Annotated in this window: 9 protein-coding genes and 2 pseudogenes; 6 read left to right on the top strand and 5 right to left on the bottom strand. The window is 61.7% G+C overall.

The features are described from left to right. Positions 1-63: 63 nt before the first annotated feature. The 6 genes and pseudogenes from RS887_RS18035 to nahK all read left to right on the top strand — a co-directional run bounded on the left by RS887_RS18035 (position 64) and on the right by nahK (position 8,073). Positions 64-404 (top strand): annotated as a pseudogene (locus tag RS887_RS18035) (ArsR/SmtB family transcription factor). Between the two features lie 164 nt (positions 405-568). Continuing rightward, positions 569-1,813, top strand: coding sequence for an FAD/NAD(P)-binding oxidoreductase (locus tag RS887_RS18030; protein WP_322616398.1), 1,245 nt, complete (start codon positions 569-571; stop codon positions 1,811-1,813). A gap of 9 nt (positions 1,814-1,822) precedes the next feature. Further along, positions 1,823-2,629 (top strand): sulfite exporter TauE/SafE family protein, encoded by an 807-nt coding sequence (locus RS887_RS18025; RefSeq protein WP_085718101.1) that lies wholly within the window; start codon positions 1,823-1,825, stop codon positions 2,627-2,629. Between the two features lie 209 nt (positions 2,630-2,838). After that, positions 2,839-4,022 (top strand): annotated as a pseudogene (locus RS887_RS18020) (porin). A 315-nt stretch (positions 4,023-4,337) separates the two neighbouring features. Then, complete coding sequence (gene nosP, locus RS887_RS18015; RefSeq protein WP_322616397.1) at positions 4,338-5,501, top strand: nitric oxide-sensing protein NosP; 1,164 nt, start codon at positions 4,338-4,340, stop codon at positions 5,499-5,501. Next, positions 5,431-8,073, top strand: a complete 2,643-nt coding sequence (gene nahK / locus RS887_RS18010; protein ID WP_416339981.1) for a hybrid sensor histidine kinase/response regulator NahK/ErcS' — start codon at positions 5,431-5,433, stop codon at positions 8,071-8,073. The genes nosP and nahK overlap by 71 nt, the downstream gene beginning before the upstream one ends. Positions 8,074-8,188: 115 nt before the next feature. On the opposite strand, the gene RS887_RS18005 is transcribed toward nahK, so the two are convergent. The 5 genes from RS887_RS18005 to RS887_RS17985 form a co-directional block, all read right to left on the bottom strand. Next, on the bottom strand, positions 8,189-8,854 hold the full coding sequence (locus RS887_RS18005; protein ID WP_057397452.1) for a response regulator transcription factor: 666 nt from the start codon (positions 8,852-8,854) through the stop codon (positions 8,189-8,191). A 56-nt stretch (positions 8,855-8,910) separates the two neighbouring features. Beyond that, complete coding sequence (locus RS887_RS18000) at positions 8,911-9,468, bottom strand: PQQ-dependent catabolism-associated CXXCW motif protein (protein ID WP_322616396.1); 558 nt, start codon at positions 9,466-9,468, stop codon at positions 8,911-8,913. 225 nt (positions 9,469-9,693) lie between these two features. Continuing rightward, entirely contained in the window at positions 9,694-10,485 is a 792-nt protein-coding gene (locus tag RS887_RS17995) for an ABC transporter permease (RefSeq protein ID WP_322616395.1), read from the bottom strand. Further along, positions 10,482-11,213 (bottom strand): ATP-binding cassette domain-containing protein, encoded by a 732-nt coding sequence (locus tag RS887_RS17990; RefSeq protein WP_322616394.1) that lies wholly within the window; start codon positions 11,211-11,213, stop codon positions 10,482-10,484. Before RS887_RS17990 ends, RS887_RS17995 begins: the two co-directional genes overlap by 4 nt. Continuing rightward, the gene (locus RS887_RS17985; RefSeq protein ID WP_322616393.1) at positions 11,210-12,169 is read right to left on the bottom strand and encodes a YVTN family beta-propeller repeat protein; all 960 of its coding nucleotides are present in this window, start codon (positions 12,167-12,169) and stop codon (positions 11,210-11,212) included. Before RS887_RS17985 ends, RS887_RS17990 begins: the two co-directional genes overlap by 4 nt. Positions 12,170-12,197: the final 28 nt, after the last annotated feature.

The following is a 12,197-nucleotide window of genomic DNA, read 5'->3' as shown; positions in this document are numbered from 1 at the left end:
TTGCAACACTTTATATAAAAACATAATGTTCGCAGCTTAAGTGACGTTGAAGGCATCCTGCAAATGCAATCCAGTCTGACCGAATGTGAAGTCGCTCAATTGCGCGCCTCGGCCTCCAAGGCCTGTGCGCTGCTCAAGGCCCTGGCCAATGAGGATCGCCTGTTGATCCTGTGCCAGCTGACCCAGGGTGAGCGCAACGTTGGCGAGCTGGAGAAAATGACCGGCGTGCGCCAACCGACCCTGTCCCAGCAATTGGGGATCCTGCGCGATGAAGGACTGGTCGCGACCCGTCGTGAAGGCAAGTACATTTTTACGGTCTCGCCAGTCACGAAGTGATCCAGGTGATGAAAACCCTCTCCGGGCTTTATTGCGGGGCCGTGCTTAAAAGCTGGGTTCAACCCTGATCCTATTAACACACACGAACCTGTGGGAGCGGGCTTGCTCGCGAAGTCATAGTGTCAGTTGACACCTTCATTGGCTGACCCACCGCTTTCGCGAGCAAGCCCGCTCCCACAGGTTTTGTGGTTTGACTCGTAACAATCCTTGCGTGCAGCAAAAGGAACAAGCAATGAACGATCAACACTGGGGCCCATCCATCAGTGCAGATATCGTGGTCATCGGCGGTGGCACGGCGGGCATCGGCCTTGTCGCCAGCCTGCTCAAGCGTAGCCCGCATCTGAACATCACCGTGATCGAACCCAGCCCCCGGCACTTCTATCAACCGGCCTGGACGCTGGTCGGCGGTGGTGCCTACAACGTGGAAAACACTGTGCGGCCGACAGTGTCGGTGATGCCGCGCGGGGCCCATTGGGTACAGGCCGCCGTGACCGGCATCGATCCTGACAAGCGCCAACTCACCCTCAGTGACGCGCGCACCGTCAGCTATCTCAATCTGGTCGTCTGCCCCGGCCTGCGCCTGGCCTGGGAGAAAATCGAAGGTTTGGAGGAAACCCTCGGCCAGCATGGCGTGACCTCGAATTACAGCTATCAGCACGCGACCTACACCTGGGATCAGGTGCAGAAATTGCGCGGCGGCAAGGTGCTGTTCACTCAGCCGGCCATGCCGATCAAATGCGCGGGGGCGCCACAAAAGGCGCTGTACCTGTCCTGCGATCACTGGAACAGGACCGGTGTGCTGAACGACATCGACGTCGAATTCAACCTGGCTGGCGCGGCGCTGTTTGGTGTGGCGACCTTTGTCCCGCCGCTGATGAAGTACATCGAGAAATACAAGGCCCGGTTGGCGTTCAACTCGAATCTGGTCAAGGTCGACGGCCCGGCGAAAACCGCATGGTTCGATGTCAGGGATGCCGATGGCAATGTCACCCGTCAGGCAAAAACCTTTGACCTGCTGCATGTCGTACCGCCCCAGGTCTCCCCGGATTTTATCGCTCGCAGCCCGCTGGCCGACAGCGCTGGCTGGTGCGAGGTCGATCCGCACAGCCTGCAGCATCCGCGTTATCCCGACGTCTTCGCGCTGGGTGATATCTGCGGCACCACGAATGCAAAAACCGCCGCAGCGGTGCGCAAGCAGATCGTGGTGGTGGCCGAAAACCTGCTGGCCTTGCGCAAGCAACAACCGCTGCCGCTGAAGTACGACGGTTATGGCTCCTGTCCGCTGACGGTGGAGAAGGGCAAGGTGATCCTTGCCGAGTTCGGGTACGCGGGCAAGTTGCTGCCGACCTTCCCCCTTGACCCGACGATACCGCGCCGCTCGGCGTGGTGGCTGAAGGCGACACTGCTACCGTGGTTCTACTGGAACGGTATGCTCAAGGGCCGCGAGTGGCTGACACGTGTGTCCAGGGTCAACTGAGAACTCCCTATGTTGCTGGCAAGTCTGTTTGGCGTAGTGATGGGTTTGGTGCTCGGCTTGACTGGCGCCGGCGGCGGTATCCTTGCGGTGCCGGCCCTGGTGTTGGGGCTGGGCTGGAGCATGACCCAGGCCGCTCCGGTGGCGTTGTTTGCGGTGGGCAGTGCGGCGGCGGTCGGCGCCATCGATGGTTTGCGCCATGGCCTGGTGCGTTATCGCGCGGCGCTGCTGATCGCGGCCCTGGGCGCGGTGTTTTCGCCGATGGGCATCTACTTCGCCCATCAGTTGCCGGAAAAAATCCTGATGATCCTGTTCAGCCTGTTGATGGTCATGGTGGCCTGGCGGATGTTGCGCCGTGAACGCAAGGATGACGGCCCGAGCGATCATGGGCACGCCAACTGGGGCCAGAAGAACTGCATGCTCGATCAACAGACCGGGCGCTTTTCCTGGACCGCCAAATGCACCGCGACCCTCGCCGCACTCGGTGCGGTGACGGGGGTGGTGTCGGGATTGCTGGGCGTCGGCGGCGGCTTTCTGATCGTCCCGGCGTTCAAGCAACTGACCGATGTGCAAATGCGCGGGATTGTCGCCACCTCGCTGATGGTGATCAGCCTGATTTCCGCCATCGGGGTGATTGGCGCGTTCCATGCGGGCGTGCGCATTGACGGCGTCGGTGCCACCTTCATCGGCGCCAGCATCGCCGGCATGATCGTTGGCCGCAAGCTGTGCGCGCGGGTTCCGGCGCGGGGGTTGCAGGTCGGGTTCGCCAGCATCTGTGTGGTGGTCGCCGCTTACATGCTGTTCAAAGCCAACGCCTGACCGGTACCGGTTCCTGCGGACGCCAGTCGGGTCCGCAGGCCTACACCCTAAGTGGCGAGCCTCGCCGATCAGCGGTCGTACGTCATAGTGGTCACGCACCGCCGTCCAGTCCAAAGCACCTGAAAACCACCCCAAAGGCAGCGTATGGCGCCGCCGGTCAGGTTTCGATAATCGCCTCCGACACTTAGTCCCCCGTTTCGGAGCGCGCCATGCACAACAATAAGAACTTCACGCATCGTTTTCTGCCAGCCTTCATCGCCAGCCTGTCTGCCCTTGGCCTGAGCCCGGTGGCCAAGGCGGAAATCATGCTGTACGACAAGGACCAGACGACGTTCTCCACCGACGGCTATATCAACGCTTTTTATGTGAACAGTGATGTCGACCGTGCCGGCGAGCAGTTCGACCGTCGGCAGTCACGGGTGAAGATGGGCTTTTGCCCAACTACCTGGGGTTCAACATGGGCAAGCAGGTAGACGATCTCAAGCTCGGCGCCCGCGCCTCGTTCTGGGTCACCATCAACGACAGCGAAACCAACGGCACCGACACGGCCATCGATGTGCGGCAGTTCTACGGCACCGTAGCCAACCCGGAATGGGGCGAAGTGCTGATCGGCAAAGACTTCGGGCTATTCGCCCGTTCCAACATCCTGCTCGACGAAATGCTCGCCGGTTACGGTCAGGTCAGCGATACGCTGGGGCTGGTGGATGGCGGCGGGGTGTCGTTCGGCAACATCGGCACCGGTTACCCGTATCCGTTCCCGACCTCGCAGATCACCTATCGCACCCCGGTGATCGACGGTCTGCGTGTGGCGGTAGGCATCATGGACCCGGTAGACACCAACGACAGCAGCCCGACGGGCAAGGCCTATCAGGAAAACCCGCGTACCGAGAGCGAAATCACCTATCAGTTCGACCTGGCCGGGGCAAAGATCTACAGCTGGGTCAACGGCAGCTACCAAACCTCGGACAACACGGACTCCACAGTCGAAACCGTCACCTCCAAGGGTGTCGGTTATGGTGTGCAGGCGAAGATGGGCGGCTTGTCCCTCACCGGGTCGGGTTTCCAGGCCAAGGGCATCAACCCGTTTTTCACCAACAATGCCGGCGAGCCGACCCTGCGCAACGTCGACAGCGACGGCTACCTGTTGCAGGGCTCCTACAAGCTGGGCAAGAACCGCCTGGCCTTGTCCTGTGGCAAGACCAATGACGATGGCAACGGCGTGGTCGGCAGCGGCGCGGACTACGAGACCCGTGGCATCGCGTTGTTCCATGACGTGAATGACAACCTCAAGCTGGTGGCCGAGTACAACCAGTTCGAAATCAACGGCCACGACACCAGCGACCAGAACGAAGACACCGATACCTTTGCGGTGGGGGCGGTGCTGACCTGGTAATAAAGCCGATCTGCTCATCCTTTCCCTGTGGCGAGGGAGCTTGTCGGATTGCCGCACCGTCCCGCTGGAGCGCGTAGCGGTCCGGATTCTGGTCGCGCATCGGCCGGTTTCGGGCCTGCTGCGCAGTCCAGCGGGAGCAAGCTCCCTCGCCACCAAAGCGTGTGCTTCACATCTCCAGCTACAACCTTCAAGTCCCCAACCCCTCAAACACTCTCATCCCATCGAACCGGTTACCCGCTACCCAAGTAGCATTCGTCATACCTCGCAGGCTTCGTACACTCGTGCCTCATACACACGCACCTGCGGGAGGTGACGATGCAGCCGGTCCAGAACGAAGGTGTCGTCAGTGCGATGTCCCAGGCCACCGATGCCCGGCAGGTCGCGCAGGAACTGGCAGGACAGTTGTTGCATCCGCACCTGGGGTTCGTGCTGTTCTTCTGTTCCGCCGAGTACGACTTGCAGGCACTGGGCCAGGCCTTGCAGCAAAGCTTCGGCGGCATTCGCCTGGCGGGCTGCACCAGCGCCGGGGAGATCACCCCGCTGGGCTACGGGCGCAATTGCGTGACGGCAGTGGGCTTCGATCATCGGCACTTTTCCATCGCGATCGAGCTGATCGACGAGATGGAGCACTTCAGCCTGATCGACGCCCAGCAAATGGTCGAGCGCCTGGTCAGTGGCTGCCGCTGCAACACCCTGGCCCCGATCAAGGGCAACAGCTTTGCCCTGACCCTGCTCGATGGCCTGTCCAGCCGCGAAGAAATGGTCCTGGCGGCCTTGAGCGCGGCCTTGGGCGACATTCCGCATTTTGGCGGCTCGGCCGGCGACGATAACTACCTGACCCATACCCACGTGTACTTCGATGGCGAGTTTCACAGCGGCGCGGCCGTGGTGGTGCTGGTCAATACCTGGCTGGATTTCGAAGTGTTTACTACCCACCACGTGTTGCCCCGTGCCGAGAAACTGGTGGTCACCGGGGCCGACAGCACCTTGCGCCGGGTCTTCGAACTCAATGCCGAACCGGCAGCCGCCGAGTACGCCCGGCACATCCGCGTGCCGGTTGCGCAGCTCGATCACCGGGTCTTTGCCGCGCACCCGTTGGCGGTGCGAATCAACCAGCAGTATTACGTGCGGGCCATCCAGCAGGTGCATCCGGACCTGAGCCTGAGTTTCTACTGCGCCGTGGAAAACGGCATCGTCCTCACCGCGATGACCCCGGGCCCGATGTTGCCGAACCTGCAAAGCCTGTTCGAGGGGTTGCAGGCGCGCCTGGGTGATTTGCTGCTGACCATCGGGTGCGACTGTTTCCTGCGGCGTCTGGAACTCGAAGACGACGGCAGTCTTGATCGGATCGGCACGTTTTTGCGTGAGCAACGGGTGATGGGTTTCAACACCTATGGAGAACAGTTCAATGGCATGCACATCAACCAGACCTTCACCGGCGTTGCCATTGCCCGTGGCCGTGCCCCAGGACCTCGCTGAGCTGCAGGCCGAGCTGGCCAGGCTGCGCCTCGAAAACCATAAACTGCAGCGCATCAATGGCGCGCTGATCGAACGGGTCGAGTCCGGTGTGACCCGCGGCAACGATCCGTACGCCGCATTCCAGCATTCGGTGGTGCTGGCCGAGCAAGTGCGCGAACGCACCGATGCCCTGAACCAGGCCATGGCGGAGCTCAAGGCCGGTAATCATTTGCTCAGCGAAGCTCGCCTGCGCGCGGAAACGGCGCATCAACACCTGATCGATGCCATCGAAAGCATTTCCGACGCCTTCGTGCTGTTCGACGCCGAGCAGCGCATCGTGCTGTTCAACAGTCGCTTCAAGGCGTTCTGGAGCAACAGCCGGATGCGCATCAACGCCGGCATGCGCCTGGCCGAGGTCAAGCGGCTGATGATGAACAACGGCCTGTTCACCGAAGAGCCACGCGGGCATGCCGATGAAAACCTGCTTTACCGCCTGCAGGACGGGCGCTGGCTGCAAGTCAGCGAGCGACCAACCCAGGAAGGTGGGCGGGTGATTCTGTTCACCGACATTACCGACGTCAAACTCAGCGAAACCGTACGCCGTGAACAGGCGGTGGCGCAGAAGTCGCATCTGTTGCAACGGGCGGTCGACAACCTGTCCCAAGGGGTGGCAATGGTTAACGCCGAGGGCATTCTGGAACTGTGGAACCGGCGCTTCCTGGAGTTGAGCGGTTTGGCGCCGGTGGCTGCCCATCGCCCGTTTGCCGAGGTGATCGCCGACAGCGAGTTGAACCTGCTGACCCCGGCCAGTCGCGACGGCAACGGCCGACCGGTAAGGGAATGCGAGCAGCGCCTGTACGATGGCCGGGTCCTGGAAATCCGCACCCATCCGTTGCCCACCGGCGGTTTCGTCAACACCTTCACCGACATTACCGAACGCTACCAGCATGCCGAGGCGCTGAGTGAAAGCGAACACTGGATTCGCCTGATCACCGATCACGTGCCGGCATTGATTGCCTACCTCAATGCCGATCTGGTCTACGAGTTCACCAACAAGGTCTACGAAGAGTGGTACTGCTGGCCCCGAGGCGTGATGCTCGGCCAGAGCCTGCGCGAAGTGCACAGCGAACAGCATTGCCAGCGGCTGGAGCCCTACGTGGCCAGGGCGCTGGCGGGCGAGAGCGTGACCTTCGAGTTCGCCGAAACCAACGTCAACAACCAGGAGCGCTACATGCTGCGCTCCTATGTGCCCAACCGTCTGGCCAGTGGCGAGGTGGTGGGGATTTTCGTGCTGATCCGTGACATTACCGAACGCCGCCGCACCGCCGAGGCGCTGCATCAGGCCTATCAGAACCTTGAGCTGCGGGTACGCGAGCGCACGGCGGAATTGACCACCCTCAACGATCAGTTGCTGCGTGAGATCGATGAGCGTCGCCTGGTCGAGTCACGCTTGCGCGAGGCCAAGCAGGAAGCCGAGCAGGCCAATCTGTCGAAAACCAAGTTCCTCGCGGCCGTCAGCCACGATCTGCTGCAACCGTTGAATGCCGCGCGGCTGTTTACCAGTGCCTTGCTGGAACGACGCGAGCCGATGTCCAGCGAGATACTGGTGCGCAACGTGAGCAACTCCCTGGAAGACGTGGAAAACCTGCTGGGCACCCTGGTGGATATTTCCAAGCTCGATGCAGGTGTGATTAAAGCCGACATCGCACCGTTCGCCCTCAGCGAGTTGCTGGACAACCTGGCCGCCGAATACACCCAGGTGGCGCGCAGTGAAGGCCTGCAACTGCACTTCATCGGTTGTTCGGCGCTGGTGCGCAGCGACATCCAGTTGCTGGCGCGCATTCTGCGCAACCTGCTGAGCAATGCGATTCGCTATACCTACAGTGGTCGCGTAGTGCTGGGTTGCAGGCGGCATCACCAGTGCCTGACGATCGAAGTCTGGGACAGCGGCATGGGCATTGCCGAGCATCGCCTGGAGGAGATTTTCCAGGAGTTCAAGCGCGGTGATGTGCAGCGCCCCGATCAGGATCGCGGCTTGGGCCTGGGCCTGGCGATTGTCGAGAAAATTGCCGGCATCCTCGGGCATCGCATTCATGTGCGCTCGTGGCCAGGCCGGGGCTCGATGTTCGCGGTCGAAGTACCGTTGAGCGCCACCGCGCCGAAACCGCCGCCGACATTGCCGATGAGCGAGCCGATGCTTGAACGCCTGCGTGGTGCACGGATCTGGGTGCTGGACAACGATGCGACCATCTGTGCCGGCATGCGCACCTTGCTGGAGGGGTGGGGGTGTCGGGTGGTGACGGCATTGTCGGAGGAGGACCTGGTGCGGCAAGTGGACAACTACCACGCCGAGGCCGACCTGCTGATAGCCGATTACCACCTGGACAACGACCGCAACGGTGTCGACGCCGTCGCCCGGATCAATGCCCGGCGGGCGTCACCGGTCCCGGCGATGATGATCACGGCCAACTACAGCAATGAGCTCAAGCAGCAGATCCGCGAACTGGGCCACACCCTGATGCACAAGCCAGTGCGGCCGATGAAGCTGAAGACGGCGATGAGTCATTTGTTGGGCCAGGGCGCCCCCCTGTAGGAGCGAGCATGCTCCGGGCGGCGTTCCGACGATGGTGGTCAACGATGACGCTGGGTGCCTGACACCCCGCGGCGTTCTCACGTCCATCGCGAGCATGCTCGCTCCTACAGTTCTCTCAACGCCGCAGATAAGACCCGAAATCAATATCCCCGGCGCTCAGGATCGCCTGTACCCGGTTGTGCACGTTGAGCTTGCGCAGGATCGCCGAGACGTGGGCCTTGACCGTGGTTTCGGCGATTTCCAGGGTGTAGGCGATCTGCTTGTTCGATTCGCCCTTGGTCATGCGCTCCAGCACCTGCAGTTGCTTGCGGGTCAGGGCCTGGAGCAGTTCGGGCGGGAAGCTCGGGGTGTCGTTCATCCGCCGCTGGGTGCTGCTTTTGGCGGTGCGGATGATGTCCGGGGGCAGGTAGACATTGCCATTGAGAATTTGCTGGATGGCATCGGTCATCTGTGCCCGTGGTGAAGACTTGGTGATAAAACCCACGGCACCGTAGGTGATGGCTTGCAGCACGATCTGTTTGTCTTGCTCGGCGGAGACAATCACCACCGGAATGGTCGGTGCTTCGTTGCGCAGGTTGATCAGTCCATTGAGCCCGTGCATGCCGGGCATGTTCAGGTCGAGCAGGATCAGGTCCAGGTCATCGTGTTCCCGGGTCAGCGCCAGGGCGCTGTCCAGGTCAGCGGTTTCCATCACTTCGCTGCCGGCAAAACCGTCGCTGATGACGTTGTGAATGGCTTCGCGAAACAGCGGGTGATCGTCGGCAATCAGAATTTTGTACATGGCCTTTCACCTCATTATTTTGATTATGGTGTGGCAACTACACGCACGCGTAAAGCTCAGGGAAAGGGTTCGGGGCTGGCTGGCGAAACCGGCAGATTGGCCGCTTGCCAGGCGTCCAGGCCATCGCGATACCAATACAGGGTCTTATAGCCCAGGGTGGCTGCGCGTTTGACCGCGTTCCAGCTCAACCAGCAGTCGGAGCGGCAATAGAAGACCAGCGGTTGCGTCGGGTCCCCGCCAGTCAGTGACTTCAGGTTCCGGGAGAAGTAATCCTGCCAGGCGGGCGTCAGGTCGCCGTCACCGGTATTGGCCAGCCAATGGCTGCCGGGCAGGTTTTCATGGGGCTGGTCTTCGATGAATTGCCCTTGCAGCCACTGACGACGGTAGACGTCGATCAGCACCGGGCGTGGGGTTTGACCGAGCAGCGCTTGCAGGGCGCGGGTGTCGATGATGGTTGCGCCTTGCAGTTGTTCCGGCGTCGGGCTGCGGTACAGGCCGATGCGATAGCCGTCGGCAGAGAACAGCACAGTTTCGGCCTGCGCGGTGCTCAGCAGCAGGCCCAGCGACAGGGCGGCGAGAGTAGGGCGCAACAGACAACGTCGGGCTCGCGGCATGGGTTCGGTCCTTATAGTTATGAACCTATTACATGCCAGTCGGGGGGCGTTGGGAATGCGACGATAGACAGGGAAACCAGTACTAAAGTAGTAATTTCACCCTGCTCAATGAAGATCCCCCTGTGGGAGCGGGCTTGCTCGCGAAAGCGTTGTGTCAGTCAACTTATTTATTGAATTTGCCGCCGCCTTCGCGAGCAAGCCCGCTCCCACAGTTGACCTGTGTTGTCAGTTGGTTTTGCGCAGGGCCGCATGCTGGGGGTTGAAGGTCAGCACAGCGAGCAGCGTGAACAGCAGCGTCAGTCCCACGCACACCGCCAGCGCCAGCGGATTGAAGCGCTCATACAAGGCATAGCGCACCAGCTCCACCGCATGGCTGAACGGGTTCAGGGCACACAACCAATACAACCATTCGCTGGCCTCGCGCATCTTCCACAGCGGATACAGCGCCGATGACAGGAAAAACAGCGGGAAGATCACGAAATTCATCACCCCGGCAAAATTCTCCAGCTGGCGGATCGCGTTCGACAGCAACAGGCCCAGTGCACTGAGCATCAACGCCACCAGCAGCAGGGCCGGCAACGCCAGCAACAGCCCCATGGCCGGTGGCCGCACACCGTAAATCCAGGCAATCGCCAGAAACGCATACACCTGCAACAGCGAAATCAGTGAGGTGGCCAGCAGCTTGCTGCACAGCACGAAGGTGCGCGGCAGGGGGCTGGTCAGCAGCACGCGCATGCTGCCCATCTCGCGGTCGTAGACCATCGACAGTGACCCCTGCATACCGTTGAACAGCAGGATCATGCAGGCCAGCCCGGGAATGATGTAGACCTCATAGGGAATGTAGGTGTCGTAGGGCTCGATGATGGCGATCCCGAGCGCTGCGCGAAAACCGGCCGCGAATACCAGCAGCCACAGCAGTGGCCGCACCAGGGCGCTGAGAAAACGCGTGCGTTGCAGCACAAAGCGCAGCCATTCGCGTAGCACGATGCCGCTGAAGCATTGCCAGTAAGCTGTCATTGCCTGGCTCCTGTGGTCGTCAGGCGGGTGAATGCCGAGCCGAGGTTGCCACCGTGTTCCAGGCTCAGGGCAGCCGCCTGTCCGCTGGCCACCAGCCGGCCTTGATGGAGGATCAGCAAGTCGTCACTGGGCTGCACTTCGTCGAGCAGGTGAGTGGTCCAGAGCACGCTGATGCGCTCCTCGCGGCACAGGCTGCGCAGGTGCTGATTGAGCGCCAGGCGACTCGCCGGGTCGAGGCCGACACTGGCTTCATCGAGCAACAACAGGCGTGGCTCATGCAGCAGCGCGCGGGCAATTTCTACCCGGCGACGATGGCCGCCGTTGAGTTCGCGCACCCGTTCGCGGCGGCGCTCGCTCAGGGCCTGGCGGGCCAGTTCGGCGTCGACCCGAAGGCCGCTCTGACGCCGGGACAGGCCATGCAATGCCGCGTGATAACGCAGGTTCTGCTCGACGCTGAGGTCCAGGTCCAGGGTGCTTTGCTGGAACACCACGCCCAATTGCCGGAGTGCCGGGCGTGCCGCGCTGCGCAATGAACAGCCACCGACGCGGATCTCGCCGTGCTGCAGATCATAGAGCCGGGTCAGCAGGGCAATCAGGGTCGACTTGCCCGCGCCGTTGGGTCCCAGCAGCGCGGCGAAACGCCCGGGTTCCAGGCTGAAACTCACCTTGCGCAGGGCCTCTTGGGAGCCGTAGGCGAAACTCAGGTCGCTGACTTCAAGGGCGTTCATGGCGTCACCACCACGCCCCAGGGATAGCGCCCGACCTTCACCGATTTGCTCACCTTGAGGCTGTCGACATCGATCACCGAGACATCGCCGCTGACGCCATTGGTGGCCAGCAATTGCTTCTGATCCGGGGTGAACGCCATCTGCCAGACCCGTCGACCCACCAGCAGGTAATCGACAATCTCGTAGGTTCTGGCGTCGACCACCGCGACGTGATTGGCCGGGCCAAGGGCGACGAAAGCGTACTTGCCATCGGCGCTGAGCTTGATGCCCACCGGTTGCACCTTGTCCGGGTGCACGCCCTTGATCTGGAAGTTCAGGGTCTTGAGGATATTGCGGCTGGCCACGTCGAGAATGGTCACGGTGCCGCCGATTTCCGCCGAGGCCCAGAGCTTCGCGCCATCCGGGGAGAACTCGACGAAGCGCGGTCGCTGATCCACCAGGGTGCTGTCGGCCAGGGTCTGGGTGCTGGTGTCGATCCAGTGCAGCATGTTGGTGGTTTCGCTGGTATTGACCGCCCACTTGCCGTCGGGGCTCACCGCCATGCCTTCGGGTTCGACGCCGACGTTGATCTGGCCGAGGACCTTGGAGGTCTCGGTGTCGATCACCGTGACCAGCGCATCGTCTTCGTTGGAGACATACAACCAGCGATTGTTCGGGTGCAGGGCGAATTGTTCAGGGTCTTTGCCCGAGGGCAATTCCTTGATGATCTTGCGCGTGGCCACGTCCATCACCTGGACCCGGTCCGAGTCGCTGGCGCAGATGTACAACAGCTTGTTGTCATGGGACAGCAGCAGACCGCGGGGGCGCTGGCCGACGGGCAGGGTGTCGGTGACTTGCAGGGTCTGCATGTCGATCAGGCTCAGGCTGTTGTCCTTTTCGTTGGAGACCCAGGCCGTGCTGGCGACGGCGTGGCCAGCGGCGAGCAGCAGGGTGCATGAAAGCAGGGTGCGGCGCATGGCAGTGTCCTTGTTGTCGTTGTTGTGT

It is taken from the genome of Pseudomonas sp. BIC9C, from assembly GCF_034541995.1.
GTDB lineage: Bacteria > Pseudomonadota > Gammaproteobacteria > Pseudomonadales > Pseudomonadaceae > Aquipseudomonas > Aquipseudomonas fluorescens_CC.
The sequence above is the reverse complement of the archived record's forward strand: the minus strand, read 5'-3'. Positions and strand labels throughout refer to the sequence as shown.